This window comes from Rhodoplanes elegans (assembly GCF_016653355.1).
GTDB lineage: Bacteria > Pseudomonadota > Alphaproteobacteria > Rhizobiales > Xanthobacteraceae > Rhodoplanes > Rhodoplanes elegans.
In genome coordinates, this window is sequence record NZ_NHSK01000213.1 from 1 (window position 1) to 26179 (window position 26179).

Annotated in this window: 23 protein-coding genes and 1 tRNA gene; 16 read left to right on the top strand and 8 right to left on the bottom strand. The window is 65.6% G+C overall.

Annotation, left to right across the window (positions count from 1 at the left end; all coding sequences use genetic code 11):
- From truB to pnp, 3 genes are all read left to right on the top strand, one after another.
- Nucleotides 1-1054, top strand: a 1054-nt coding sequence (truB, locus tag CCR97_RS24565) for a tRNA pseudouridine(55) synthase TruB (protein WP_201159967.1), incomplete at its 5' end; no start/stop codon positions are given.
- 4 nt (nucleotides 1055-1058) lie between these two features.
- On the top strand, nucleotides 1059-1328 hold the full coding sequence (gene rpsO, locus CCR97_RS24570) for a 30S ribosomal protein S15 (RefSeq protein ID WP_111359946.1): 270 nt from the start codon (nucleotides 1059-1061) through the stop codon (nucleotides 1326-1328).
- A gap of 455 nt (nucleotides 1329-1783) precedes the next feature.
- A complete protein-coding gene (gene pnp / locus CCR97_RS24575; RefSeq protein ID WP_111359947.1) occupies nucleotides 1784-3946 on the top strand; it encodes a polyribonucleotide nucleotidyltransferase in 2163 nt (720 codons plus the stop codon).
- Between the two features lie 456 nt (nucleotides 3947-4402).
- On the opposite strand, the gene CCR97_RS24580 is transcribed toward pnp, so the two are convergent.
- From CCR97_RS24580 to CCR97_RS24600, 5 genes are all read right to left on the bottom strand, one after another.
- Nucleotides 4403-5410: an aldo/keto reductase gene (locus CCR97_RS24580; protein ID WP_111360648.1), complete on the bottom strand. Its 1008-nt coding sequence runs from the start codon at nucleotides 5408-5410 to the stop codon at nucleotides 4403-4405.
- Between the two features lie 300 nt (nucleotides 5411-5710).
- Complete coding sequence (bluB, locus tag CCR97_RS24585; RefSeq protein ID WP_111359560.1) at nucleotides 5711-6415, bottom strand: 5,6-dimethylbenzimidazole synthase; 705 nt, start codon at nucleotides 6413-6415, stop codon at nucleotides 5711-5713.
- 147 nt (nucleotides 6416-6562) lie between these two features.
- Entirely contained in the window at nucleotides 6563-7666 is a 1104-nt protein-coding gene (locus tag CCR97_RS24590; RefSeq protein ID WP_111359558.1) for a mandelate racemase/muconate lactonizing enzyme family protein, read from the bottom strand.
- Nucleotides 7663-8598 carry a LysR family transcriptional regulator gene (locus CCR97_RS24595; RefSeq protein WP_111359557.1) on the bottom strand — a complete coding sequence of 312 codons (936 nt, stop codon included), beginning with the start codon at nucleotides 8596-8598 and terminating at the stop codon, nucleotides 7663-7665. The genes CCR97_RS24590 and CCR97_RS24595 overlap by 4 nt, the downstream gene beginning before the upstream one ends.
- A 26-nt stretch (nucleotides 8599-8624) precedes the next feature.
- Nucleotides 8625-9605 carry a Bug family tripartite tricarboxylate transporter substrate binding protein gene (locus CCR97_RS24600; RefSeq protein WP_111359556.1) on the bottom strand — a complete coding sequence of 327 codons (981 nt, stop codon included), beginning with the start codon at nucleotides 9603-9605 and terminating at the stop codon, nucleotides 8625-8627.
- Between the two features lie 442 nt (nucleotides 9606-10047).
- Between CCR97_RS24600 and catC the strand changes: the two genes are divergently transcribed.
- Nucleotides 10048-10332 (top strand): muconolactone Delta-isomerase, encoded by a 285-nt coding sequence (gene catC, locus CCR97_RS24605; protein WP_111359555.1) that lies wholly within the window; start codon nucleotides 10048-10050, stop codon nucleotides 10330-10332.
- 69 nt (nucleotides 10333-10401) lie between these two features.
- Here the strand turns inward: catC and CCR97_RS32390 are convergent, their stop codons facing one another.
- Together CCR97_RS32390 and CCR97_RS24615 are read right to left on the bottom strand one after the other, a co-directional pair.
- The gene (locus tag CCR97_RS32390; RefSeq protein ID WP_338049134.1) at nucleotides 10402-10857 is read right to left on the bottom strand and encodes a hypothetical protein; all 456 of its coding nucleotides are present in this window, start codon (nucleotides 10855-10857) and stop codon (nucleotides 10402-10404) included.
- A gap of 169 nt (nucleotides 10858-11026) precedes the next feature.
- Entirely contained in the window at nucleotides 11027-11380 is a 354-nt protein-coding gene (locus tag CCR97_RS24615) for a DUF952 domain-containing protein (RefSeq protein ID WP_111355274.1), read from the bottom strand.
- A 218-nt stretch (nucleotides 11381-11598) separates the two neighbouring features.
- On the opposite strand from CCR97_RS24615, the gene CCR97_RS24620 reads away from it, so the two are divergent.
- From CCR97_RS24620 to CCR97_RS24630, 3 genes are all read left to right on the top strand, one after another.
- Nucleotides 11599-12591, top strand: coding sequence for a diacylglycerol/lipid kinase family protein (locus CCR97_RS24620; RefSeq protein ID WP_111355311.1), 993 nt, complete (start codon nucleotides 11599-11601; stop codon nucleotides 12589-12591).
- Between the two features lie 148 nt (nucleotides 12592-12739).
- Nucleotides 12740-12815: transfer RNA gene (locus CCR97_RS24625), tRNA-Phe, on the top strand.
- A gap of 163 nt (nucleotides 12816-12978) precedes the next feature.
- Nucleotides 12979-14196, top strand: coding sequence for a tyrosine-type recombinase/integrase (locus CCR97_RS24630; protein ID WP_111355275.1), 1218 nt, complete (start codon nucleotides 12979-12981; stop codon nucleotides 14194-14196).
- Nucleotides 14197-14461: 265 nt separating this feature from the next.
- On the opposite strand, the gene CCR97_RS24635 is transcribed toward CCR97_RS24630, so the two are convergent.
- A complete protein-coding gene (locus tag CCR97_RS24635; protein ID WP_146618622.1) occupies nucleotides 14462-14965 on the bottom strand; it encodes a hypothetical protein in 504 nt (167 codons plus the stop codon).
- Between the two features lie 418 nt (nucleotides 14966-15383).
- On the opposite strand from CCR97_RS24635, the gene CCR97_RS24640 reads away from it, so the two are divergent.
- The 9 genes from CCR97_RS24640 to CCR97_RS24680 all read left to right on the top strand — a co-directional run bounded on the left by CCR97_RS24640 (nucleotide 15384) and on the right by CCR97_RS24680 (nucleotide 26174).
- Nucleotides 15384-15590, top strand: a complete 207-nt coding sequence (locus CCR97_RS24640) for a helix-turn-helix transcriptional regulator (protein WP_111355312.1) — start codon at nucleotides 15384-15386, stop codon at nucleotides 15588-15590.
- A 467-nt stretch (nucleotides 15591-16057) separates the two neighbouring features.
- Complete coding sequence (locus CCR97_RS24645) at nucleotides 16058-16795, top strand: hypothetical protein (RefSeq protein WP_111355276.1); 738 nt, start codon at nucleotides 16058-16060, stop codon at nucleotides 16793-16795.
- Between the two features lie 57 nt (nucleotides 16796-16852).
- Complete coding sequence (locus CCR97_RS24650; RefSeq protein WP_111355277.1) at nucleotides 16853-18337, top strand: replication initiation protein; 1485 nt, start codon at nucleotides 16853-16855, stop codon at nucleotides 18335-18337.
- A gap of 514 nt (nucleotides 18338-18851) precedes the next feature.
- Nucleotides 18852-19091, top strand: a complete 240-nt coding sequence (locus CCR97_RS24655; RefSeq protein WP_111355278.1) for a hypothetical protein — start codon at nucleotides 18852-18854, stop codon at nucleotides 19089-19091.
- Complete coding sequence (locus tag CCR97_RS24660) at nucleotides 19088-19402, top strand: type II toxin-antitoxin system RelE/ParE family toxin (RefSeq protein ID WP_111355279.1); 315 nt, start codon at nucleotides 19088-19090, stop codon at nucleotides 19400-19402. The genes CCR97_RS24655 and CCR97_RS24660 overlap by 4 nt, the downstream gene beginning before the upstream one ends.
- 847 nt (nucleotides 19403-20249) lie before the next feature.
- Nucleotides 20250-21557, top strand: coding sequence for a type IV secretory system conjugative DNA transfer family protein (locus tag CCR97_RS24665; RefSeq protein ID WP_146618623.1), 1308 nt, complete (start codon nucleotides 20250-20252; stop codon nucleotides 21555-21557).
- A gap of 71 nt (nucleotides 21558-21628) precedes the next feature.
- Nucleotides 21629-23026, top strand: coding sequence for a hypothetical protein (locus tag CCR97_RS24670; RefSeq protein ID WP_146618624.1), 1398 nt, complete (start codon nucleotides 21629-21631; stop codon nucleotides 23024-23026).
- Entirely contained in the window at nucleotides 23016-25127 is a 2112-nt protein-coding gene (locus CCR97_RS24675) for a type IV secretory system conjugative DNA transfer family protein (protein ID WP_146618625.1), read from the top strand. The genes CCR97_RS24670 and CCR97_RS24675 overlap by 11 nt, the downstream gene beginning before the upstream one ends.
- Nucleotides 25128-25229: 102 nt before the next feature.
- Nucleotides 25230-26174 carry a hypothetical protein gene (locus tag CCR97_RS24680; protein WP_146618626.1) on the top strand — a complete coding sequence of 315 codons (945 nt, stop codon included), beginning with the start codon at nucleotides 25230-25232 and terminating at the stop codon, nucleotides 26172-26174.
- Nucleotides 26175-26179 lie beyond the last annotated feature (5 nt).

The window sequence follows — 26179 nt, forward strand, 5'->3', positions numbered from 1 at the left end:
CGCCGGCGCGACCGACCCGCGTCCGGCGGACGCCCGGCCGACCGACGGCACCGCACCGCAGGGCGAGGGCCGGCCGCGCCGCGAGCGCGGGCCGCAGAAGAAGCGCGACAAGCGTGACGTCCACGGCTGGCTGGTCCTCGACAAGCCGGTCGGCATGACCTCGACGCACGCCGTGTCGATCGCCAAGCGGTTGTTCTCGGCCAAGCGGGCCGGCCACGCCGGCACGCTCGACCCGCTGGCGTCCGGCTGCCTGCCGATCGCGCTCGGCGAGGCGACCAAGACCGTCATGTTCGTGATGGACGGCCGCAAGCGCTACGAGTTCACGGTGCGCTGGGGCGAGGAGCGCGACACCGACGACGCCGAGGGCCGGGTCGTCGCCGAGAGCGCCGACCGCCCGACCCCGGAGGCGATCCGGGCCGCCCTGCCGCAATTCACCGGCACCATCGAGCAGGTGCCGCCGCGCTATTCGGCGATCAAGATCGAGGGCGAGCGCGCCTACGACATCGCCCGCGACGGCGAGACCGTCGAGCTCAAGGCGCGGCCGGTCGAGATCCACACGCTGGAGCTGATCGACACGCCGGACGCCGACCATGCCGTGTTCGCGGCCGAATGCGGCAAGGGCACCTATGTGCGGGCGATCGCCCGCGACATGGGGCGCCTGCTCGGCTGCCACGGCCACGTCTCGGCGTTGCGCCGCACCGCCGTCGGCCCGTTCGCCCGCGAGGACATGATTCCTCTGGCGGATCTGCAGGCGGTGTGCGATAGAGCCGCGGTTGGCGAGGGAAGCCTCGCCGACACCCTTCTGCCTGTCTCGACCGCGCTGGACGACATCCCGGCGCTGGCCGTCAGTCGGGCGGACGCGGCCAGGCTCCAACGGGGCCAGGCCGTTCTGGTGCGCGGGCGGGACGCCCCCATCGTCCACGGCATCGTGTCCGTGACCGTCTCGGGCCAGCTCCTGGCCCTCGCCGACATGGACCGTGGCGAGATCGTCCCCAAGCGCGTGTTCAACCTCGCCGGCCTGCATGGCAGAGCCGGCCGAAAGCAAGGTGTTTGACCCGATGTCGATCACGACCGCCCGCAAGGCCGAGCTGATCACCACCCACGGGACCAAGGCCGGCGACACCGGCTCGCCCGAGGTCCAGATCGCGATCCTCTCCGAGCGCATCGCCAACCTGACCGATCACTTCAAGACCCACACCAAGGACAACCACTCCCGGCGTGGCCTCCTGAAGCTCGTGTCGCAGCGGCGCCAGCTCCTCGACTACCTCAAGCGGACCGAAGAGAGCCGCTACAAGGCGATCATCGAGAAGCTCGGCATCCGTCGCTGAGCCTTTTTCGCGGGCCGATCCGTCGGCGGGCCGATCCCGCCGACGGCCGAGGCCCGCCCCGCGAGACGATGCGGCGCAGGTCGCCGCACCGATGCCGCCCCGGTCCCGGCCTGCGGGACCATGCGGGCGGGAGGCGACCGAAAGGTCCGGAGCGCAGCGAATTCGGTCGGAGTGGCGCTCCGGCGGCGGGACCGAACGGTCCGGACCGAAACGGTCCGGGTCCGGATGTCCGGGCTCCGATGACCGGAACCGGACAGGTCCGAGACGCCGTGCCGAATGCGGCGGCCCGTCGCCGCCGACCGAGCCGGGCGAGGCCGCCCGGCGAACGCTGGAGATCGCCATGGCAGGATCGCCGGACGCTGTCGCGGGTCGCGCCTTCGGGCGCGCGCGGCAGCCTCTCGCCGTCTTGCTCATGGCTGTCCGAGGCATCCCCCAAACCATGAGAGAAGACCAAGATGTTCGACAAGCATAGCGTGGAGATCGACTGGGCCGGCCGCAAGCTCGTGCTGGAGACCGGCCGCATCGCCCGTCAGGCCGACGGCGCCGTGCTCGCCACCTACGGCGAGACCACGGTTCTCGCCACCGTGGTGGCCGAGAAGACGCCGCGCCCCGGCATCGACTTCATGCCGCTGACCGTCAACTATCAGGAGAAGACCTACGCGGCGGGCCGCATCCCGGGCGGCTTCTTCAAGCGCGAGGGCCGGCCGAGCGAGAAGGAGACGCTCACGTCGCGCCTGATCGACCGCCCGATCCGTCCGCTGTTCGCCGACGGCTGGCGCAACGACACCCAGGTGATCGTGACGACCCTGTCGCACGACCTGGAGAACGATCCCGACATCGTCGCGATGGTCGCCGCCTCCGCGGCCCTCACCATCTCGGGCATCCCGTTCATGGGCCCGATCGGCGCGGCGCGCGTCAGCTTCATCAACGGCGAGTTCGTCCTCAACCCGCAGCTCGACGAGATGACCGAGAGCCAGCTCGACCTCGTCGTCGCCGGCACCCAGGACGCCGTGCTGATGGTCGAGTCCGAGGCGAAGGAGCTCCCCGAGGAGGTGATGCTCGGCGCCGTGATGTTCGGCCACCGCCACTTCCAGCCGGTCATCGAGGCGATCATCCGGCTCGCCGAGAAGTGCGCCAAGGAGCCGCGTGACCTCGTCACCGAGGACAACTCCGAGATCGAGAAGGAGATGCTCGCGGTCGTCGAGCAGGATCTGCGCGCCGCTTATGCGATCCCGCAGAAGCAGGAGCGCTACAAGGCGGTCGACGCCGCCAAGGCCAAGATGAAGGCGCACTTCTTCCCCGAAGGGGAGACGCCGCGCTGGGACGAGCTGCGCGTCAAGGGCGTGTTCAAGGAGCTCGAGGGCAAGATCGTCCGCTGGAACATCCTCGACACCGGCCGCCGCATCGACGGCCGTGACGTGCGGACGGTGCGCCCGATCGTCGCCGAGGTCGGCGTGCTGCCGCGCACCCACGGCTCGGCGCTGTTCACCCGCGGCGAGACGCAGGCCCTGGTCGTCGCCACGCTGGGCACCGGCGAGGACGAGCAGTTCATCGACGCGCTGGAGGGGACCTACAAGGAAACCTTCATGCTGCACTACAACTTCCCGCCCTTCTCGGTGGGCGAGACGGGCCGCATCGGCTCGCCGGGCCGGCGCGAGATCGGCCACGGCAAGCTCGCCTGGCGCGCCATCCGTCCGATGCTGCCGCTCAAGCACGAGTTCCCCTACACGATCCGGGTCGTCTCGGAGATCACCGAGTCGAACGGCTCGTCCTCGATGGCGACCGTGTGCGGCACCTCGCTCGCGCTGATGGACGCCGGCGTGCCGCTGCGCGCGCCGACCGCCGGCATCGCCATGGGCCTGATCCTCGAGGGCGAGCGCTTCGCGGTGCTCTCCGACATCCTCGGCGACGAGGACCATCTCGGCGACATGGACTTCAAGGTGGCCGGCACCGAGAAGGGCGTCACCTCGCTGCAGATGGACATCAAGATCGCCGGCATCACCGAGGAGATCATGCGGGTCGCCCTGACCCAGGCCAAGGACGGCCGCCTGCACATCCTCGGCGAGATGTCGAAGGCGCTCACCTCGGCCCGCGACCAGCTCGGCGAGCATGCGCCGCGCATCGAGATGTTCTCGATTCCCGTGGACAAGATCCGCGAGGTGATCGGCTCGGGCGGCAAGGTGATCCGCGAGATCGTCGAGAAGACCGGCGCCAAGATCGACATCCAGGACGACGGCACCGTCAAGGTCGCCTCGGCCAGCGGCGAGTCGATCCGCGCCGCGATCAACTGGATCAAGTCGATCGCCTCCGAGCCCGAGGTCGGCCAGATCTACGAGGGCACGGTCGTCAAGGTGATGGACTTCGGCGCCTTCGTGAACTTCTTCGGCTCCAAGGACGGTCTCGTCCACATCAGCCAGCTCGCCTCGCGGCGGGTGCAGAAGGTCAACGAGGTCGTCAAGGAAGGCGACAAGGTGAAGGTGAAGCTGCTCGGCTTCGACGAGCGCGGCAAGGTCCGCCTGTCGATGCGGGTCGTCGACCAGGAGACCGGCGAGGACCTCGAGGCCAAGCAGAAGGCCGAGGGGCACAAGGACGAGCAGCCGCGCGAGGCCGGCGAGTAACCGCCCCCTCTGCGTCGGCTCACCGACCACGGAATGCGACGGGGCGGCCCACGGGCCGCCCCGTTTGCTTATCAGATGACGCGTTTCGTCGTGCTCACGACCGGCGCCTCGCTTCACCTCTCCCCAGCGGGGAGAGGTCGGGGCTCGCGCGCCAGCGCGAGCTCCGGGTGAGGGGGTGCCGCCCTCTCGATCAAACAAATCGGCGTCGGGCCCCCCTCACCCCAGCCCTCTCCCCGCCGGGGAGAGGGAGCCGCGCCGTGCTCGCCGTATTCGCTGAGAACACCCGCCTCGTCGATCGCGCATCGCACCTCTCCCCTCATGGTGAGGAGCGGCCGCAGGCCGCGTCTCGAACCATGCGGCCCCACGCGGAGGCCACCCTCGCCCTTCGAGACGCGAACCTTCGGTTCGCTCCTCAGGGTGAGGGTGGAGAGACGTCCGTCGAAATGCCGGCCCCGATCAATCGATCGGCAGCGGTGCGGCGGGGTCGACGAGCTTCGCCTCGCGCAGCGCGCGCCAGAAGTCGGCCGGCACCTTTTCGGCGAGCGCGGCGCGGTCCTCGGCGATGCGGCTCGGCCGGCTGGCGCCCGGGATCACCGCCACGACGGCCGGGTGGGCGAGCGAGAACTGCAGCCCGGCCGCCTTCATCGAGACGCCGTGGCGGTCGGCGATCGCCTTGATGCGCGCCACCTTCTCCAGGATGGCGGGGCGCGCCGGCGCGTATTCGAAGTTCGGGCCGCCGACCAGCGCGCCCGAGCTGTAGGGACCGCCGACCACGATGCCGACGCCGCGCTCCGCTGCCGTCGGCATCACGCGCTGCAGCGCGCGCGAATGGTCGAGCAGCGTGTAGCGCCCGGCGAGCAGACAGACGTCCGGGCGCGGCTCCTGCAGCCCGAGCAGCAGCTCGACCGCCTCGACCCGGTTGACGCCGATGCCCCAGCCCTTGATCACGCCCTCGTCGCGCAGGCGATCGAGCGCCCGGAACGCGCCCGTGCGGGCCGTGTCGAACACGGCGAGCCACTCGTCGCGATAGAAGTCCTGCGCCACGTCATGGACGAAGGCGATCTCGACATGGTCGGTGCGCAGCCGCTTCAGGCTGCCTTCGATCGAGCGCAGCGTGCCGTCCGCCGTGTAGTCGTTGACCACGCGGTTCGGCCGGCCATGCGCGAACACGCCGGCCTTCTCGCCCTGATCGCGGGCGGCGACCTCGACCTCGTCGAGGACCACGCGGCCGACCTTGGTGCTGATCACGAACGCGCCGCGCGGCTTGCCGGCGAGCGCCTCGCCGAGGCGGATCTCCGCCAGGCCGGCGCCGTAGAACGGCGCGGTGTCGTAGTAGCGGATGCCGTCGCTCCAGGCCGCCTCGACGGTCGCCAGCGCCTCGGCCTCGGGAATGTCACGGAACATGTTGCCGAGGGGCGCCGCCCCGAAGCCCATCGTGCCGGGCAGAATGTCCTTGATCGCCATGGTCCGTGTCGTCCTGTCTGCAGTGCGCTGGGGGTGTCGCCGGCCGTACATGGCCGCCGATCGTCGACGCCCGGGATGTAGGGACCAGGGTGCGGATCCGCCAGCGAACGCAGCTCCGCTCCGTGTCCCGGGCGCGGCGCGACGCGCCGGTCGACCTGGAACTCGACCCGTCATCCTGAGGCGCTCGCCGGAGGCGAGCCTCGAAGGATGCGGCCCGGGCCGTCGCCCTTCGAGGCTCGGGCTTCGCCCGAGCACCTCAGGGTGACGGTTGGAGGCGGGATTCCAGCAATCGCGGTCGCCTCACCCGAGCTGGTCGAGCAAACCCTCGTCGCCGCGGCGCTGGTGCCAGCCGTCGAACCAGACGAGGTCGCGCAGCGGCAGGCGGGGCAGCCAGCCGGCGGTCTCGAGCTCCGGCCTCTCGTAGAAATGCGAGACCTTGCCGATGCACAGATAGGCGACGGGCTGGATGCGCGGCGGAATGCCTAGCGCGGCGCGCAGATCGTCGTAGCGGACGATCGACACCCAGCCGAGCCCGAGATTCTCGGCCCGCGCGGCGAGCCACAGCGTCTGCACGGCGCACACGGCGCTGTAGAGATCCATCTCGGGCTGATGGGTGCGGCCGATGACGACCGGGCCGGTGCGCTCGCGGTCGCAGGTGATGCACAGGCCGACCGGCGCCCCGAGAATCCCTTCGAGCTTGAGCTTGCGGTAGGTCGCGGCGCGGCCGCCGTCGAACATGTCGGCCGCCTCGTCGTGCGCGGTGGCGAAGGCGGCGTGCACCTTCCGCTTCACCGCCGGGTCGCGCACCACGATGAAGTCCCACGGCTGCATGAAGCCGACCGACGGGGCGTGATGGGCGGCGTCGAGCAGGCGCGCCAGCACGTCGTCGGGAATCGGATCGGGCAGGAATTGGCCGCGCACGTCGCGCCGCGTGGCGATGCAGCGATAGACGGCGTCGCGCTCCTCCTCCGAGAAGTCGGCATTCTGCTGCACGGTCGCGTCCATGATGTCCTCGTCGAAACGCACGTCGCCGCGTCCGGCCGGCGACGGAGGACCATCATAGCGCGATTTCGATGGGGGACGGACAGGGCCGGATCGGCGGCGCGACGCATGGCGGCCCGGCACGGCCGCCCCGGAGCGTCCGGGCGCGACTCACCGGTCGGTGCGGTAGCGCGACAGCTTGTCCTCGTCGATGACGACGCCGGTGCCGGGAAGGTCGCGCACCCTCAGCTCGCCCCCCTCGATCCGCAACGGCTCCGCCAGAAGGTCGTCGCTCATGTCGAGGAAGTTCGACAGCTCGCCGGCCCGCTCCGCCGTCCCCTTGTAGGCGGCGCCGAACACCAGCGACGCCATGGTGCCGACCTGACCGTCGATCTGGTTGCCGATATAGGTGTCGACGCCGAGTGCCTCGCACAGGAACAGGACCCGCTGCGAGCCGGTGAAGCCGGTGCGCGCCGTCTTGATCGAGATCGCCGTCGCCGATCCGTCGAGCAGGGCGCGCGCCGCCTCGGCCGGGCGCGACACCGATTCGTCGGCGAAGAACGGAATCGCCGTGCGGCCGACCAGCCAGCGGCGCCCGAGCACGTCGTCGGCCGGGTTCAGCTCCTCGGCCATCAGGAGATCGAGGTCGTCCATGGCGCGCAGCGCGCGCGCCGCCTCGGCCGCGCTCCAGCCGCGGTTGCCGTCGATGTAGAGATCGACGGCATCGCCGAAATGCGCTCGCAGCGCGCGGCAGACCGCGACGTCGCGCGCGATGGGACGCCGCCCGACCTTGATCTTGAAGGTGGTGATTCCGTAGGTCTCGTGGATGCGCTGCGCAAGCGCGACGGTGCGGTCCGGATCGTCGAAGCCGACCATGTGGCTGACCCGCATGCGGTCCGTGTAGCCGCCGAGCAGCGACGTGACGGGCCGGCCGAGAACCTTGCCGACGACGTCCCAGATCGCGATGTCGAGCGCCCCCTTGGCGCAGGGGTTGCCGACCGTGCGGTCGAGCCGGGCGTGGATCTTCTCGCGGTCGAGCACGTCGAGCCCGACGATCTGCGGCGCGAAGATCGTGTCGATCACGGCCCGGATGCCGCCCTGCGTCTCGCCATAGGTGAACGGCCGGGGCGGCGCCTCGGCATGGCCGACCACGCCGTCCTCGCCGTGCACCCGCACCAGCACGTGCTCGGCGACATGCACCTCGCCGGACGCGAAGGCGAGCGGCCGCGTGTAGGGAATCGAGAACGGGATCGCCTCGACCTTGGTGATCTTCATGCGTCACTCTCGGGATATCGGGTCGCGCCGATGAACAGGTCGGCCTCGTCGAGGGCGCACAGCGCGCGGCGCACCAGCGGCGAGTTGCTCTGCGCCCGCCAGGCGAGCGCGATGTCGATGTACTCGGTCATGCCGAGATCGACGAACCTGATCCCGGACTGCAGCTGATCCTTCGCCAGGCCCTGGGCCGAGCGCGGCACCAGGGCGACGCCGAGGCCGGCGGCCACCAGGCCCAGCATGGTGCCCGTGTCGCCGACCTCGACGAGGCCGGTCGGGACGAAGCCGGCCTTGGCGCACTGGGTCAGCACGGCGTCGCGCACCACCGAGCCGGAGGCCTCCGGAAAGGTCACGAAGGGCTCGTCGCACAGATCCTCGAGCCGGATCTGATCACGTCCGGCGAGCCGGTGGCCGGCGGCGATCACCAGCACCAGCGGGTCGCGGCCGACCACCCGGTAGGCGAGGCCCGCGGCCCGCATCGGAAGCCGCAGCAGCGCGAGGTCGATCTCGCGGTCCAGCAGGGCGCGCTCCTGGGCCGAGGTGAACATGCCGGCCGTGATCTTGAGCCGCACGCCGGGCATCGCCCGCTCGACGATCCCGACCATGCGGGGCAGCAGCGTCTGGCTGACCGAGCCGACCGCGCCGAGGCGCAGCGGACCGTCCTTGCCGGACCCGAGATGGCGGACCTGCTCCTCCAGGCGGGCGACCTGCGCCAGCAGCACCCGGCCCTCGGCCAGGAGCTCCTCGCCGGTCCGGGTGACCACCACCGAGCGGGTGGTGCGGAACAGCAGCTCCGCCTTCAGCGTCTCCTCCAGGCGCCGGACGCGCTGCGACACCTGGGCGAGCGAGATGCCGAGGCGCTCGGCGGCGCGCCCGAAATGCTGCTCCTCCGCCACCGCGACGAACGCCCGCAGATCGCCCAGGTCCATGCTCATCCCCCAGACCGTCTCGTGGTCTCGGCTCACTGGCTGGCGCGAATCCCCGCCGTCTCGACGACGCGCTCCCACTTCTTCACCTCGCGCGCCGTGTGCGCGGCGAGTTCCTCGGCCGACGACGCGACGATGCGGCCGCTCACGTCGTCGAAGCGCTTGGCGAGATCCGGATCGGCGAGCGCCTTGCGCAGATCGGCCGACAGCTTGGCGACCACGGCGGGCGGCGTCTTTGCCGTCACGTAGACGGCCCACCAGTTGCTCATCTCGTAGCCCGGAAGGCCGCTCTCCGCCACGGTCGGCACGTCGGGGAGCTGGGCGATCCGGTCCTTCGTGGTCACCGCGATGGCCCGCACCTTGCCGCCCTGCACCTGCGGCAGGGCCGTCGAGGCGTTGTCGAACATCACGTCGATGCGCCCCGTGATCAGATCGGTCAGCGCCGGGCTGCTGCCGCGATACGGCACATGCGTGATGTCGACGCCGGCCTGCTGCTTGAACAGCTCGGCCGCGAGATGCAGCGACGAGCCGATCCCGGCCGAGGCATAGCTGGACGAGCCCTTCTTCACATGCGCGAGCAGATCGGGAATCGTCTTCACGTCGGAGATCGCCGGCACGATCACCACGTTGGGAGTCTCGAGCGCGAGCGTCAGCGGTGCCAGATCCTTGAGCGGGTCGAACGGCAGCGACTTGAACAGCGCCACGTTCGCCGCGACCGCGACGGAGGCGAGCACGAGCGTGTGCCCGTCGGGCTGCGCCCGGACGGCCGCCGTGATGCCGATGTTCGAGCCGGCGCCCGGCATGTTCTCGACGATGATGGTGCGGCCGTAGAGGGCGCCGAGCTTCTCGGCGATCGCGCGGCCGATGATGTCGGCGGCCCCGCCCGCCGCGAACGGCACGATCAGGCGCATCTGGCCGGACGGGAAGTCCTGCGCCCGCACGGCGGTGGAGGCGGCGGCCGTGGAGGCGGCGGCGATCACGGCGACGATCAGAGACAGGCGCTTGAGCAGGGACATGAGACACCCTCAGGCGTTGACGATCGAGGACAGTGCGGCGAGCGGCGATCGAGCGGGCGGGACGGCGCCGCAGCGCCGGTCCGGTCGCCCGGCGAGACCATCATGGCCCCGCGGCGATCGATCAGGAAACGAGGTCCGCCCACGGTCTGTAGGTGAAGCCCGGCTCGCCTGTCAACGCGACCCGGGTGCCGGAAACCCTTGCGGCGTCGATTGTTTCGGCGCCTCCGCCATTGTCTCGAAAGACTGAACAATGGGCTCCGGCGCCGCGGCTCTCACGGCCGGAGCGACGTTGAAACGACCCTGCGATGTTGCTAGAGCGGCGTCGCCGCGGCCGCGCGACACGATCGACCCGCGTCGGCGGGCGCGACGCGACACGAAGCCGAGCCGCCACGGCTCACGAAGCCGCGGCTCACCAGGCCACGGCGCACGAGGGAGAAGGCCGATGCTCTATCTGGTCCGCATGGACGTGACGCCGCCGCGCGACATGGACCCGGAGGAGTTTGCTCGGATCAAGGCGCGTGAGAAGGACTACGCGCTCGCCCTGCAGCGCGACGGCCGCTGGCGCCACATCTGGCGCGTCGTCGGGGAGTACAGCAACTACTCGATCTTCGACGTGGCGGGGAACGACGAGCTGCACCGGATCCTGCAGGACCTGCCGCTGTTTCCCTACATGCGCATCGCGGTGACGCCGCTCGCCACCCATCCGTCCGATCTCGCCGCGCAATGACGCGGACGTCGCGGTCACGCGGTACGATCCCGCGTCGCGATCGCGGCGGCCGGTGCGGTGCGGTGTGCGTCAGTCGTGCGAGCGCACCGCGAGCGGCGTCGGATAGGGCTCGACGCGCAGCGACTCGTGGGCCAAGAGCCCGACCTTCTGACGCGGCGCCTGCTCCAGCTCGCCGGTCGCCGCCTTGCGCACCGCGTACTGCCAGGCGGTGAGCTCGCCGCGGGTCTTCAGCGCGCGCGCCACCGCACCGGCGTCGCGCCCGCCCAGCGCATCGAGCTCGGCGTCGGAGAGGCCGATGACGATCTCGTCCTTGACGGTGACGATCTTGAACAGCGTGGTCATCGACGTCTCCGGAAGCTTGGCCTGGGCGTGCAGCGTGCCCGGATCGGGCGTGCGGGTCTCGGTGCGGATGTCGGTCGCGCGGACGTCGGTCGCGCTCTGGGCGGCGGCCGGGCCGGCGATCACGGGCGCCGCGGCCGCGGCGGCGAGGCCGGCGACGAGGCGCCGGCGGACGATGTCGGGCATGGAAGCTCCCCCTCGAACGGAGGCGGCGCAGGCCGCGTGGCCGGGCGTCTCGCCGGCGAGACGCGACACGGCCGTCCCGGCTCTTGGTCGCGGCCTCGCGACCGGAGGTTCAGGAGAACCGTCGCGCTCCTTGTCGCGCCCCCTCGCAGGGCGGCGAGGCGGCGGCCGGTCAGCCGAGCGCGGGGATGCGGACGCCGCCGTCCGGCCCGGTCTCCAGCGGCGCCACGGCCGTCACGGCGCTCAGCGGCAGCGGGCCGTAGAGATGCGGGAAGAGATCGCCGCCGCGCGACGGCTCGAAGCGCAGCGCCTGGCCGAGCGCCGCGGTGGCGACCGTGACCAGCACCAGGTCGCGCTGCCCGGAGAAATGCTTGCGGGCCGTCTCGGCGAGCTGGGCCGCGGTCGAGAAATGGATGTATCCGTCGGCGAGGTCGACCGGCGCGCCCTTGAACACGCCGCTCGATTCGGCCTCGCGCCACAGGGCGGCGGGGCAGATCTTGTACACGTGCGCGTCGGCCGGGCTCATCCGATTCTCCTCGTCGTCCGCCCCTGATAACGGCGCCGGGGTCGGCACGCGAGCCCGGCCGCCGCAGGTCCGGCCTGCGGCCGACCGCCGCGCGACCGGCGGCTGCGCCGACGCGAACCACGGCCGCGGTACCGCGTTGAGGCTCGGATGTGCTCTGCCGCCGGCGCCTGCGTGGCGCCGGTGCGCCGGGCCGAAACACGATCATCGCCGGAACCGCCATGCGCCGCATTCTCGTCCTGCTCAACGCCCGTGCCGGCACCGTCGTCGACTGCGGGGCCGACACCGTGACGGCGGCGCTGGCCGCGCTCGGCGAGGGCGGCCGCCAGGTCGACATCCATCTGGTCGCGCCCAAGGCGATGCCGGCCGCCATTGCCGAGGCCGCCCGCGCGTCGCACGACGCCCTTGTGGTCGGCGGCGGCGACGGCAGCGTCAACCTCGCCGCCCGGTCGCTCGCCGGCACCGGCAAGGTGCTGGGGGTGCTGCCCTTCGGCACCATGAACCTGCTCGCCCGCGACCTCGGCATGCCGGCCGGCATCGACGCCGCCGTGGCGGCCCTGCAGGCGGCGACGCCGGCCGACATCGACCTCGCGACGCTCGACGGCCGCCCGTTCCACTCGCTGTCCGGCATCGGCTTCTTCAGCCAGATGGCGCGCGCCCGCGAGGAGACCCGCGGCCACCCCCTCGGGCGCTTCCTCGGGGTCGCCTGGGCGGCCCTCAAGGCGCTGCGCCGCAGCGGCCGGTTCCGCTTCGAGGTGGCGCTCGACGGGCGCCGCGAGATCGTCGACGCCTATGCCGTGCTGGTCACCAACAACCGTTTCGGGCCGGACTGGCGGCGTCCGCGGCTCGACGAGGGGCTGCTCGAGGTCCACATCGCCGAGGACGCGAGCACGCTCGGCCTCGCCCGCGCCGGCGCCGACCTGCTCACCGGTGCATGGCGCGACAATCCCGGCATCCGCAGCGTCACGGCCCGCGAGGTGACGATCTCCCACGTCCGCCGCCGCGCCTGGACGGCGACCGACGGCGAGCTCGTCCGCGCCGCCGTGCCGCTGCATTACGGCATCGTGCCGCGCGCCCTGACGATCCTCCAGGCGCCGGCCGAAACGGCGCCGGCGCCGGCCGTGCGGACCGGTACCACTGCGGGCGCACCGGCGGCGGGCCCCGAACCACGGACCGTCAGCGACGCCCGCACGGGCGCCGACCTGCCGGCGTGACGGGGTGCGTACCTCGGCCGCGGGCGAGCAAAAACGCCTGTCGCAATCCCGTCGCGGTCGGCTTGCCATCCGCCCAGTGAGCCTCTATAACCCCCCCGCTCGCCGATGCCTCGGGGTTCTGCTCCGGCATCGCGCTTTTCGCGGGCACGCCCAGGTAGCTCAGTTGGTAGAGCACGTGACTGAAAATCACGGTGTCGGTGGTTCGATTCCGCCCCTGGGCACCATTACCCCTGCGCATAGCTCTCCATAAATCCTCAAAAATGCCCTGCAATCAGTGAGTTGCGCGCTCCTTCCGTGCGCATGGCGACTCATGCGCGAACATTGCTACTCAGAATTTTGGGGGTAGAATCGGAGTCATCGATACCCCCAGCGCGAGGCGATACCCCCATGTCGCTGACCGACGCCGCGATCCGTGCCGCGAAGCCCCGCGACAAGCCGTTCAAGCTCTCCGATGGCGGCGGGCTATACCTCGTTGTTAGCCCGAGCGGCGGCAAGCTGTGGCGGCTGAAGTACCGCTATCTCGGCCGCGAGAAGCTCCTCTCCTTCGGGCCGTACCCGCTGCTGCAATTGGCGGAAGCCCGGCGCCGCCGCGACGATGCAAAACGCCTCCTGCTCGACGGAACCGATCCTTCAATCCAAAAGAAGCAGGATCGGCTCGCGGCCGAGGCCGCCACCCGCAACACGTTCGGGATCGTGGCCGAGGAGTACATTGCGAACAAAGAGGCGAACGAGGCGGCTTCGATGACAGTCAAGAAGCTGCGATGGCTGCTTCAGGACCTTGCCGCCCCGCTCGCCAACCGTCCGATCGCCGACATCAAACCCGCCGAAATCCTCGACGTGCTCCGCCGGGTCGAAAAGAGCGGCCGGCGCGAAAGCGCCCGACGGCTCCGCGGCGCAATCGGCAGCGTATTCCGCCTCGCCATCGTAACGCTGCGCGCCGAGGCCGATCCGACCCTTCCCCTGAAGGGAGCCCTCCAGCCGCCGAAGGTTCAGCATCGTCCCGCGATCGTCGACGAGAAGCACCTCGGGGCGCTGATGAAGTCCATCGACGAATATGACGGCTGGCCGACCCTCACGGCGGCGCTGAAGTTCACTGCCCTCACCTGCGCGCGACCCGGGGAGGTGCGTGGCACTCGCCGCGAGGAGATCGACTTTGAGAAAGCGCGATGGCGCATTCCCGGCGAACGGATGAAGATGCGCCGCCCTCACGACGTTCCGCTCTCGCGGCAGGCGATTGCAGTCCTCCGAGACATCTGGCCGCTCTCCGACCACGGCGAACTCGTCTTCCCGTCGATCCGCTCCAACCGACGCCCGCTGTCGGAGAATGCGATGAATTCGGCGCTCCGCCGCATGGGCTACGAGAAGGACGAGATGACCGCCCACGGCTTTCGTTCGTCCGCGAGCACGATCTTGAACGCCCGCGGCTTCGATCCGGATGTGATCGAGGCCGCGCTCGGTCACCAGGACGAAAACGTCATCCGGCGGATCTATAACCGCGCCACCTACTGGCCCGAGCGCGTGAAGCTCATGCAAGCCTGGGCCGATCTGCTCGATGACTTGCGCTCAAATGACAATATTCTCAACAGCACTGCTCGTTCCATATAAAAAGGGCCCCTAGAAGGAGGCCCTCAAACGGCACGAATTCGACCCTCTCATCCGACGATAAGAAGAACGAAATTCAGAAATGACAACATAAGCGCCCCAGCCGAAAGGCCTAGAGCGACGTCCGACTTCCATGAATTCCATGCTGCCCCAGTCGAGGACTGTCCCGTGCACATTGCCGCACCTCGCGCGTTTCAGTAGCCAACGACTATTCATTGACTACACAAAATGCACGAGTATTTATAGTATAATACACCCGATCTTTATGTCAATGCCCCCTCTTGGCGAGAGCCACAACAGCAACAATGAATGACAACACAGTGCCTGTTGCTGAGAACATAGTAACGATCATCTGCCGCGATGCGATCGCATTCGCCTCCCTCTTTGCCCGCTCATTCAAAGCCACCTCAACATACTGTTTTACCACCTGGGGGCGGACTCCACGACAATCAATGAGTTCCTTGTCGCCACAAACATCTCCTTCTGTGGTCTTAAGGATGATCAGGTCTTCTGTTGGCAAGCCCCGGACCGCTGACACCAAAAGCCGCAATGTCGCACGCATCTCCGAAGGCTGCACAGCCGTCAACTTTGTAAACGTATCCCAATGTCCACTGTAGCTAGTGTCGTCGTACCCTCTATCGAAGGAGTACGATTCCCCGTTAGGTCGCTCGAACAAACGTTGCTGCATCATCAATGTCACCTCCAACGCAGCAACACCTACTGTGAATCCAATACTGAAAGCGACTGTCGTAAAGAGGGTGATCCTTTTCATGGGTGATCTCTGAGTTCAACACCACGGGACATTTCCGCCTATGAATGGCAGGCCTGTATTCGACACCCTATCACCGAGAGGTCTCTCTCCGTGAGTCCGTTTGAAGTTCCAATTCGTTGACTGATGCATGTGACGCTGCGTCAAGACGCGCCACCTACTGGCCGGAGCGCGTGAAGCTGATGCAGGCGTGGGCCGATCTGCTCGACGATTTCAGATCGCGGAAATAATCTCACTTGTTGGAACTGATGCGCTCTCAATCCGAGTATGGGTCGCTTTCAGGCGACCGTCCCGACGCAAAAGATTCACCGAAGCGCAGAGAACGCCTTTTACCCGCATAGCGGGAGGTGTATTGTCATTCCTGCCCGCTAGCTGGTTCCTGGCGAGCATCGCGATGCTCCCTCTCACGAGGGAGTGTCCGATGACACGGAAACTGGTATCGAAGAAGGAATTGAAATCGATCTATGGCGTGCCCTACTCGTTCGCGCACATTGCGCGGCTCGAAGTCGCCGGCTCATTCCCCCTGCGGGTACGGCTGGGTGCCTGCAGAGTCGCGTGGGTCGCCGATGAAGTGGAAGCATGGATAGACGAGCGTGTCGCTTCACGCGCCAACGCATCTCCTTCTTGATTGGGTGGAGCCCCGGGGTCCAACCCGGGGCTTCCCAATTCAGCAGCGGTTCTTTCCCCGCTCGATGCAGCGTTCCTCCAGTTCGAACCTTATGATCCGCCGGACGGAGGCTCCCGTGGCTGATGACGACTGGAAATGGGCGCAGGTCGATGCAGAAGCCGCGGCTCAGCGAAAGCAAGAATGGATGCGTGAGCGGAACGAGCGACTGGCACGGCTTGGATTGTCAGGACGCGATACGCGACCCCGCTGCATCCACTGTGGACAACCATTCGAGATGTTTACGTCTGGTGCGGGCCAATACGGCATCTGCCAACAGTGCGTCGATGGCTAGATCAGATTTTCGTTGAACGAAATCACATCGCCAGCCCCGCCACTTCTACACCACGACGACCACCCGGATTCCTTCCCTATCAAGCGCTTTGGGGATAAGCCGGCCACGCTTGGTTGCGCCGCGCTATCATCAAGGCATGAGCGACGACAACCTGCGACAGGATGCGGCGACAAGCCCCGACCAGTCGCGACATGTCGCGACCAGCGACGACACCCAACGACAACCCACCTTCCGCTCGGACAGCGACTTCACTCTCACGATCGAGGACGCGCTCGCCCGCTACGAGCACGCCGGTCATCCGCGCACTCCCCGTAGCATTCAGCGCTATTGTGCAAAGGGACATCTCGACTGCCGCCGCATCGAGACCCCGTTTGGTGAGAAGTACCTCATAGATCCCGAGTCGGTCGCAAAACACATCGCGTACATTGAGGAGGTGCGACCGGTCACGACAGGCCACGACATGTCGCAGCCTGTCGCCCCCTCTGTCGCCGCTCCAGAGCCGAGCGACAAGCCCCGACAAGAGTTCACGACAAGCCCCGACCAGTCGCGACATGTCGCGACTGGTCGCAGTAATGAAATCGAGCAGGACGAGCAGCGACCAGCGCCGACAAAGCCCGACCTGTCGCAGCCTGTCGCAGCAGAAGAGCGCTACGTGAAGGCAATCGAGCGTGAGAACGAATTTCTACGTGGGCAGATCATCACAAAGGACACCCAGATCAAAGAGCTGACCGAGCGCAACAGGGAAACGAATGTGCTCGTGGGAAGCTTGCACCGACTGCTGTCGCCGCTGCTCCCATTGCTCGGCGCATCAGAGCTGAACCGGCCGACTGACCCGCTGCGTCCGATCGACCCGCCTTCTCCTCCGGCATACTGACCTGTCCACACACTCGCACCGAGCAACCCGTTGATGCCGCTATAATGAGCGGTACGTATGGAACGGAAGGCAACGGGATCGGATAAGCCAGCGAGCATCGAAAGCTCGAAACTCTACCTGGAGAGCACGCTCCTGAGGATCGCCGGTGCTCTGTTCTGCCACGACCAAAAGAGCGCCGTGACGCGCACAGCCGAAATCGAACTCAACAGCGGCATCGTCGACAAGCACATCGTGATCCGCCCCGATCCCAAGCTCGGCCAGCCAGGACCACTCGCACACAAAATCTTCGTCGCCCTGATCAAGAAGCACTCCGACTACGGTAAACCGGTTCGATCAGAAATCCACTTCACCAAGCGGGAAATCGGCCGGCTCATCGGCCGCAAGGATTGGGGCGGCCGCGACAGCGAGCAACTCGCACGCGCCCTCCATGAGATCCACTACACCTTCGTCAAAACGCATTTCAAAAAGCCAGGGGGCACATTTCAGGAGCACTCGTTCACCGTCTTCCCGGAGATCCTCATCGAACGCCGGGAGTTTCCGAGCGATCCGATCGAGGCATGCACCATCACGCTCGCAGCACCGATTGTCCGCTCCCTGGAGGACGAGCACTTCACTTGCTTGAACCACGCGCTCATGCAGCGGCTTGGGACGGTCGGCCAGGCGCTGTACATGCGCATCTTTTTTCACTTCGCAAACCTGTACACGGGCGCCAATGGGAGCCACCTGGAGTTCGTCAAGCGATACGACGACATCTGCGCAGAGTGGCTCGGTGGGCTTACTGTCCTCCGGTACGAATCCGATATTCGCCGTCAAATCGGCACGCACCTCACCCAACTCGTTGAGGAAGGAGTCCTCGCTTCGTTTACGCTCGCGAAGGCCAAGAGCAAATCGCAAGGCGGCTGGGTCGTCAGTTTTCGCCCAGGAACCACGTTCTTTGAGGACTATGCTCGCTTCTACCGCCGGCAGCAGGCGGGCCGCGTGGAGGCCCAGTTCGAGCCCCAGCAGAAGGAGGTCGGGGAACCCCTGAAACTCGCGTACCTCTTCGCGGAAAAACGCACAGGGCAGCCCGCCGCCTCGATCGCATACGTCAATTCGAAGGACGTAGAGACGGCAAAGGACATCCTCGCAGAAATTCCGTTCGACGATGCCCCACGCTTCCTTGATTTTGCCCTCGCCGCGGCAGCGGCGACCCGCTTCGATGTACAGACCCTTGGCGGCCTCAGGCAGTACATCGCTCCGTACAAGGCGCGCCAAGCCACGGACAAGGCCGCTGCCGCCCGGGAGGCGGCACGCCGGGAAAAGGACGACGCAGAACGGCAACAGTACGCATACGAGAGTTACCGCCGAAAACGGGCGAATGCGATCTTCGCAACTCTCACCCCGCAAGAGCAGCTGGAAGTCGAAGAGATCGCCCGGAAGGGGACGGCCGGCCTCAGCGGTTCCCTCCAGAAGATGATGTTCGAATTCAAGCGTGCCGACGCGACGGCCCAGCGATACAGCGACAGAATCGCTTCTTTCGAGCGGTGGGTCGCCGATCGATGAGGTGTGGGTTCTGACACGAGACCGGCTCAACAGAGCCGTATTTTGGCGCCCCAGGTTGTGGGTTTTGACCCGAGAGAGTGTGGGTTCTGACACGAGAAAGTGTGGGTTCTGACCCGAGATAATTGCACTCGGGATGCCGAGAAATGGCTCTGTTGCAGGCCATCTCGGAATGAGCCCGGCTCTCTAATATCTTCTTATATATTCAACACAGGGAAGTGTGTTTCCAAGGAAGACGGAGACGACCGATCCACAACGCACCGATTGCCACTGGCAGCGCGATCAGCAGCCCATACAGCGTGAGGCGACATTCCGCTCCGACTCCGCCGAAGCCCTAATTTTTTGGTCGTTACAGTTCAGGGCGTAATTCACCCCCGACACCACGAACGGGGGACGATTGACAAAACTCCACCCGCATGGTGTCGCACAATATCTATTTTGCGACATGCAGCGGCCGAGATGTCAAGTTTTGCGGCCTTCATTGCGGATTTCTGCAGCTGCTTTACAATTCCCGCATATGACCGAGGTGCAGATCCGAAACCTTCTCGAACGAACGGCCGAGTGGCCGGCGGCGGCTCAGGAAGAACTGATCCGCGTGATGACGGACATCGAGAACCGCTACAGCGCGGTCTACCACGTTGACGATGAGGACCGCGCCGCTCTCAACCGCAGTCAGGCCGATGTTGAGGCCGGTCGCTTTGCTTCTGATCAGGATATCAAGGCGACCTTCGAGCGCTTCAACCTTGGCCGAGCATGAAGCTTCGCTACACGGAAACGGCCCTCGCCGAAATCGACAAGATCATCACCTCAATCGAAAAGGACAACGTCACAGCCGCCGCTCACGTAAGTGCGGCCATTCAAGCCGCCATGCGAAGGCTCAGCGAATTTCCCCTACTCGCGATCGAGACCGACGTTCCCGGGGTTCGAGTGCTCCCCGTCCTCCCCTATCGCTACGTCATATTTTACAATACCTGCGACGATGCGATCGTCGTTCGCAACGTACGCCACACGTCACGCCTCCGCCGATTTGGTGCAGTCGCCCCCGACCGACATTTGGAGAGCCTGTGAGCGTGGTTGTCCTCGGCGAACTATACCGCGCCACGAAGCATGGAATCTGTCAACACCGCCGCTCTTAAATGACATGCAGTCCCCTCAGTTCCGCCGCGGCAGACGATCGGAATGAGCCACGAAAAGCACTGCGAACGTCTGTGTGAACGCCACTGTTTCCTGTTCACATAGGCCGAAATCGCACGAAATCGGCGATTCAGCCCATATTTCCTACCTTTCCGCACCACTGTCCGTCGGGCTCTAAGCCACGACTTCCCTAGCTTGCCCCTGGGAATGTGTGTCCCCCTATCGCTGCGAGCCGATACAATCGACCTCACTGACGTTCGGATCGGCTCTCCGCTTCTGAGGGGGACACACATTCCCAGGGGCAAGCTAGGGAAGTCGTGGCTCTGCGAGCCAACGACGGAACAGTGGGCGGAGCGATTTCCCAGGACGGGAGCCGTTCCCTTCCCTACCGGCGACCGTTCCATTGTTCCCCTCCAGCATCGCGGTCGCGAGATCGCCGATCGCGCTCGCGATGCTGCGGGCATTTCGTCGTTTTCCCGAGTTCGTCGAGCTGCAATGTTTGAAAAGTCGCCAAATCGAAATTTCTCGATTCGCCGTCGCGCGATTTTTCGATTCCGGCGCTCGGGCTGCCGCGGCCGCGATATAATGAGGGATGGGCAGTTCTTTTGGCCACAGCGTGGCCAGATCGAGCCCCGACTAGACCGGCGAACGAAACTCGGCAGATTTTGGGTCGCCGTGACGCACGATCCCCTTTCGGATTGTAGTGTTACCGCTTCGGACCTGTGCTCGGTGTTTTGCTCCGAGCGCATCGCAACCGAGGTGCCTCACTCGGGGCTCCTCTTTGACCATGCATCAGACGCCGCTCGTTCTCGGGGAGACTCTGCACAAAGAGGTCTTCGCTATTTCGCAGGATGACCGGCGGCGCCATCTGTATGTGCTCGGCGCGACAGGCACCGGCAAATCTACTTTCCTGGTGAACCTGATCCGCCAGGACATGGCCAACGGCCACGGGCTCTCCTTCATCGACCCCCATGGCCAGGATGCAGAGAAGGCGCTTTCATACGTTCCCGCGAAGCGGGTCAAGCACGTCACCTATTTCAATCCGGCCGATCTCGACCGCCCCGTCGGGTTCAATGTTCTCCAGGATGTCGCCGAAGACCAACGCGACACCGTGGCGGACAATGTAGTGTTAGCGTTCAAGCATCTCTGGCAGCATGAGAGCTGGGGCCCGAGCCTTGAACGCCTGCTGCTCCACAGCGTCCGCGCGCTGCTCGACACCGAAGGTTCCGACCTCCTCGGTATTGTCCGCATCCTCACCGAGGAGGGCTTCCGCGACTCGGTCGTCAAGCAATCGCGCAATCCTCTGACCTCACATTTCTGGCGCGAAGAGTTTCCATACTGGGCCGATCGCAACCTCGACCAGCGCATCGATCCTGTGCTCAACAAGGTCGAACGCGCTCTCGCACATCCGGCCGTCCGGAACGTGCTCTGCCAGTCGCCGAATCTCATCGACCTACGCAAGACGATGGACGAAGGGCGGATCCTCGTCGCCAACTTGTCGAAGGGTGTGCTCGGCGAGGGCAACGCTGCGTTCCTCGGCAGCCTGCTCATCTCCGCCATCGCACAGGCGGCGATCTCGCGTAGTGTTATCGCGGAGTCGGAACGCCGGATCTTTCATCTGTACGTCGACGAGTTCCAGAACTTCCCCACCGCGAGCATCAGCCTCATTCTCTCGGAAGCGAGAAAGTACGGGCTGACGCTCTGCTTGAGTAACCAGTTCCTCGGCCAGGTCCCCGAACTTCTCCGCAAATCCGTTCTCGCGAATGCCGCATCGTTTGTGTCGTTTCGCGTCGGCGCCGAGGATGCGCCGTTCATCGCAAAGCATCTCGGCTGGCCAAACCCCGATACGCTCCAGGGGCTGCCAAATTTCCGGGCCATGGGAAAGTTTATGATTTCCGGCAGTCCGAGCAGGCCGGTGACATTACGAACGCACCCGCTTCCCGACCCAGACCTCGATCTCTCTGTTGAAGTCATCGCGTTCAGTCGCGCGACGCGGGCCCGCGCACGATCATCCGTAGAAGAACGTATCTCACGGTTCTTGAAATTTGCTCAGCCGCCACGCCGCAAGAATACTAAGCTTAAGTGGTGACTTTCCCCGCCGCGACCTTGACGCGAGCCCGCACTACCGGCTGTATTTACCCGACGCTTGGGCCCGACGACATGCCGCTTCCGTCCGCAGAACTCTGGCGAACTTTCGATGCCATCCTTCTCGTGCTCATCGGGAACGCCGGCGTAGTGTTATCGGTGCCCATCCTCCTTTACGTAATCCGGACCTGCCGACCGGAGGCGGTCGGTCACTATCTGCGACCGAGCATTGTTGCCTTCGTGGTGGCAACACCAATAGCAGCGTCGTGGATATTCTCGATACCGGGCCCGGAATTGCCGACGTCCGAACGCGCCCGTTTTGTCATTTATTTTGCCGCCATATTCCCCATCCCGATGACACTGATTCTGATCGGGAAGTTCTTCGCATCGGAATACGCCGCTCACGATCATTCGTTCGACTGGGAGATTCCTGCCGCGCTCGCTGCGGTGTTCACCCTTCTCGCGAAAGCCATGTTCTCGGCCTACATCACGACACCGGCGGCGGACATGCCCCAGCTGGTGACCTGGTCGCTCGCGCTCTGCGGCGTAGCTTTCGCGGGAGGTTGGCTGGTCGACCACCATCCGACCCTGTCGTTTTCCCAAGCGGAACCATCGGACGCCGAACTCGCCGCTCCAACGTCCAAAAAGAGCACCGATGCAGCTGCCATTTTCGGAGCGTCGACTCCTCTTCTTCAGCCGGACGAACACGTCCCGAGTACGCAGGCACGCACCGTGGCCAGCCCCGTGGCTCAGGGGGAACCTCTCACGCCATTGTCCGAACCTCCCGCCGCGGCGGCGCTCGAAGACACGACCGAAAACACCTTCGATGATTCTTCGTCCCCCGCTGTCCCGATCGAACTAGAAGCCTCCACCGAAAATCTCGAGTTATCCATTCCCGAAAACCCCGGCGCCATTGCCGCCCTCCCCGCCACGATTTCTGCCGGCGACGGCGCGCCTCCTCCGGTTCCCGAGATCCCGTCCGCCTCATCGGTCGAAACGATCCAGCTCAAGCTGAAACGCTCACAACGCTCCTCTGTATTGGGCGCGGTGATATTCACGGTGGATGCGCGCGTGTCGCTCCCGCGCGCCGACCTGGAACTCGTACGAAAATATCGTCTCGGCAGCATCATCGTCTACGACAGCAAGGCTCGCACGGCGAGTTCCGAGGCGCTCACCGAACACCTGAAAGGCGTCCGGGATGAGGGGTTCGCCGGTCTTCGTAGCGACAAGCCGGTCAACAGCATTGGAAAGAGCCTGTACCGCCTCGCTCGCGCATCCGCGAGCGCGACGATGATGGCCCTCGCCTTGCGGATCACCATCGAGAGCCTGATCAAGGGCGTCCATATCGAATGCAAGAGCCTTGGCGAACTCATTGAAGCGGAGAACGCGATCTGCGAATCCGCCGAGTTCATCAAGAAGTACCTTTCGCTGGCGTCCACGTTCGACGGCCGGGAGGAGATCGTTGAAATCTGACCACCCGGTGTATACGCCCTTTCTTCGCCGCTTCACCGACGAGGCAGCGCGCGACCTCGCTGGTACGATTGAACTGTATCGTCGTGTACAGGCCACATATCAGGCGAGCGTCTTCTCTCAGTCCGACGCCGCTGAGCGGTTCCATTCGATCGTCATCGACGGCGTCGGAAAGGTCGTATCCCTTCCGTCCAGTCCCGCGATCGGACAGGCACTCGAACGTTGCCAGCGGGCGATCATCGTCGACGAAGAAGTGATCTTCAGCTTCCCGGATATCGACTGGCCGAACGCCCGGCTCTCGATGAAGGAACAGACCGACCTTGCCCGGTTCCTTCGCGCCAAGGAACACTTCCTCGCCAACCAGGACAAGGTCATTGAGAAGCTCTACCTCGTTCTCGGTAACCTTATCGCGGGCATCATCAAGGATCTGCCTCCCCTGCCAGCGGCGAAGGCGTCGTTCCTTGTTCCGCTGGTCGTGCTCCTGCCGGAGCCGGGCGCTCTGATTGCCGCTCTCACCAACGCACTTGCCGACCCGGCGATCGGCGACGCAGGAATTCTCACGAAGCTCCGCAACCAGCTCGCAGACAATGTTTGGGCCGCTTCAGGCATTCCGCCTGGCACCGAGCCCAAGAAGCCGCTGCTGACGGCCGACGATTCGGACCTCTCGCCGGAAGAGCTCGCGCAGACCTATCTCAACGGCACTCCGCTACTCGACCTGTTCCTCACGCCGGTTCCGTTCGTGATCCCCGAGCGGGTTCGCATGGAGCACACCCACATCATCGGCGGATCGGGCCATGGCAAAACGCAGCTGCTGCAGCACTTGATCCTGAGTGACCTCCGAGGCGACACGCAGCCCGCCCTCATCGTCATAGACAGCCAGGGCGAGATGCTGAACACCATCCATACCCGCGATTTCGGGAGCGCTATAACCGATCGGGTCGTCCTCATCGATCCGGAAGACATCGAGCATCCGCCAGCCCTCAACATGTTCGACGCGGCGAACGGGCGGCTTTCCGGGTACTCGCGCCTGCACCGAGAGCAGATCGAAGCGAGCGTGATCGAACTCTACAATTACATCTTTGCCGCGATTGCAGCGGAAATGACATCGCGGCAGAGCACCGCCTTCGCCTTCGTAACCCGCCTTATTCTCTCCGTCGAAGGAGCGACCATTCACACGTTGCGAGAACTGATGGAAGAGTCCGCGGCGACCATCCAGCAGAGCCGCTTTGAACCTCACATCAGGCGTCTCGACCGTACGTCCCAGGCCTACTTCGAGAACCAGTTCTTCACGAAGAAGTACGCTGACCTGAAACAGCAGATCGCCCGCCGCCTGTACTCCGTCCTCAGCGTCCCGAGCTTTGATCGCATGTTCTCCTCGAAGGTGAACAAGCTCGACATGTTCGAGGCGATCCAGAACCGTCGTATCGTCCTCATCAACACGAGCAAGTCATTGCTCAAATCGGACGCCTCTGCGCTCTTCGGCCGGTATGCCATCGCGCTCGCCATCCGGGCGGCATTCGAGCGCGTCGCCACCCCCGAACGCCCGCCTTGCTACCTCATCATCGACGAGGCCCAGGAGTACTTCGACGAGAACATCCAGACCCTCCTGGAGCAGGCCCGCAAAATGAACGTCGGCGTCGTGCTCGCTCACCAGCACCTCGACCAGCTCACCCCGGCTCTGCGCTCGTCGATCGCCGCGAACACCAGCATCAAGCTTGCCGGTGGGATTTCGGACAGAGACGCCCGCGCCCTCGCACCCGACATGAATTCGACCGGTGATTTCATCCGGTCGATGCACAAGAAGCCGCGATCTACTGAGTTCGCCTGTTACGTCCGGAACCACACGAGCTGCGCCATCCGTCTCGAAGTCCCCTTCGGAACGCTCGAAGCGCAGCCGCGACTGACGGCACATCGCCACGCTGACCTGATCGCCAGCATCCGGGCGCGATATGCGTATCGGGCCGACGAGCTACCCGTCACTCGCGAAACGCCAGAGGCGCTCGCCGCGACTGCAGAGGCGTCCGATAGTAAGCCCGCCGCCCCGGAACCGGCGCCGGCATCGGAGAGTGCCAAGGCTCCGGATGCGTCCGTGGGAAAATGGTAAAATATTTCTCGGAGCGCATTGCTTTGCATAGCGCCACATAGCTGCGCGTTCCGCAGTATTGGTTACGTTGACCAAAGCATTATTGAGCGTATTCCACCATGCATGGAAACACTCACGACCCGTCACTATAGATCGCGATGGAAGCCCGCCCCTCTTCTCGGCAAGAACGGCGAGAAGAAGGAAGCTCGCATTCATCCCAGAGATATCGAGGCGTTCGCCGTGCTCGACCGCTTCGGCGTGCTGCCACTCGATTACGTTCACGCCCTCATCGGGGGCAATCTCGCCGCACTCCGCTCCCGCTTCAATCTTCTGTGGTCGCCCCCGAATTTTTATCTCAGCCGCCCCGACGGCCAGCGGAGATGCGCCAACGCGAACTATCGTTACCTGGTCTACGCGAACGGCACCCAGGCCAAGGCACTCTTGCGGGAGCGCGGTCATGCCCTTGCTCACCGGCGCGCGAGCCCGTTTCCCCACCAGCTCATGGAGTCGATGATCGCGGCGTCCATCCACATCGGGATCGCCGGATCTCCGGATCTTCGTCTCATCGATTGGAACCGAATCAAGGCCGAGACCGGCAGTCCCGCCGCTTCGATCCCGCTTCCGCGCGGCAGCTCGATTGTCCCCGACTGGGAGCCGTTTATCATCGAGTATGCCGGTTCGCCGAAGTCCGCCTTCCGGTTCTTTCCGGGGTTCGAGGCGGACACCGGCACCGAGCCCGTCGATGCCGCCGACCTTGAGCGGTCGTCGATCCGTGGAAAGTTCGAGGACTACCTCTCCGTCGTTAAGGCCCGCACGTACGAGTCGCACTTCGGCGTGAGCACCTTCTTCATTCCCTTCGTCACCACGACCGAACGGCGGATGACGTCGATGATCGCGCTGCTGCTGAAGCTCACGGGCGGCAAGGGCTCGCCCAACTTCCTCTTCAAGCACGTCCCGAGCTTCACGGCTCCGGAGCGGCTTGCTCCACCGACCGGCCACATGCTGACCGACCCTTGGCAGCGGGCTGGCTTCCCTCCAATCAACCTCGACACAATCGAAGGGAGGTGATGCGA

Excerpts from the sequence above, each read along its gene's own strand:
- rpsO (WP_111359946.1), top strand. The coding sequence starts at position 1,059 with ATGTCGATCACGACCGCCCGCAAGGCCGAGCTGATCACCACCCACGGG.
- pnp (WP_111359947.1), top strand. The coding sequence starts at position 1,784 with ATGTTCGACAAGCATAGCGTGGAGATCGACTGGGCCGGCCGCAAGCTC.
- CCR97_RS24580 (WP_111360648.1), bottom strand. The coding sequence starts at position 5,410 with ATGGCGATCAAGGACATTCTGCCCGGCACGATGGGCTTCGGGGCGGCG.
- bluB (WP_111359560.1), bottom strand. The coding sequence starts at position 6,415 with ATGGACGCGACCGTGCAGCAGAATGCCGACTTCTCGGAGGAGGAGCGC.
- CCR97_RS24590 (WP_111359558.1), bottom strand. The coding sequence starts at position 7,666 with ATGAAGATCACCAAGGTCGAGGCGATCCCGTTCTCGATTCCCTACACG.
- CCR97_RS24595 (WP_111359557.1), bottom strand. The coding sequence starts at position 8,598 with ATGAGCATGGACCTGGGCGATCTGCGGGCGTTCGTCGCGGTGGCGGAG.
- CCR97_RS24600 (WP_111359556.1), bottom strand. The coding sequence starts at position 9,605 with ATGTCCCTGCTCAAGCGCCTGTCTCTGATCGTCGCCGTGATCGCCGCC.
- catC (WP_111359555.1), top strand. The coding sequence starts at position 10,048 with ATGCTCTATCTGGTCCGCATGGACGTGACGCCGCCGCGCGACATGGAC.
- CCR97_RS32390 (WP_338049134.1), bottom strand. The coding sequence starts at position 10,857 with ATGCCCGACATCGTCCGCCGGCGCCTCGTCGCCGGCCTCGCCGCCGCG.
- CCR97_RS24615 (WP_111355274.1), bottom strand. The coding sequence starts at position 11,380 with ATGAGCCCGGCCGACGCGCACGTGTACAAGATCTGCCCCGCCGCCCTG.
- CCR97_RS24620 (WP_111355311.1), top strand. The coding sequence starts at position 11,599 with ATGCGCCGCATTCTCGTCCTGCTCAACGCCCGTGCCGGCACCGTCGTC.
- CCR97_RS24630 (WP_111355275.1), top strand. The coding sequence starts at position 12,979 with ATGTCGCTGACCGACGCCGCGATCCGTGCCGCGAAGCCCCGCGACAAG.
- CCR97_RS24635 (WP_146618622.1), bottom strand. The coding sequence starts at position 14,965 with ATGAAAAGGATCACCCTCTTTACGACAGTCGCTTTCAGTATTGGATTC.
- CCR97_RS24640 (WP_111355312.1), top strand. The coding sequence starts at position 15,384 with ATGACACGGAAACTGGTATCGAAGAAGGAATTGAAATCGATCTATGGC.
- CCR97_RS24645 (WP_111355276.1), top strand. The coding sequence starts at position 16,058 with ATGAGCGACGACAACCTGCGACAGGATGCGGCGACAAGCCCCGACCAG.
- CCR97_RS24650 (WP_111355277.1), top strand. The coding sequence starts at position 16,853 with ATGGAACGGAAGGCAACGGGATCGGATAAGCCAGCGAGCATCGAAAGC.
- CCR97_RS24655 (WP_111355278.1), top strand. The coding sequence starts at position 18,852 with ATGACCGAGGTGCAGATCCGAAACCTTCTCGAACGAACGGCCGAGTGG.
- CCR97_RS24660 (WP_111355279.1), top strand. The coding sequence starts at position 19,088 with ATGAAGCTTCGCTACACGGAAACGGCCCTCGCCGAAATCGACAAGATC.
- CCR97_RS24670 (WP_146618624.1), top strand. The coding sequence starts at position 21,629 with ATGCCGCTTCCGTCCGCAGAACTCTGGCGAACTTTCGATGCCATCCTT.
- CCR97_RS24680 (WP_146618626.1), top strand. The coding sequence starts at position 25,230 with ATGGAAACACTCACGACCCGTCACTATAGATCGCGATGGAAGCCCGCC.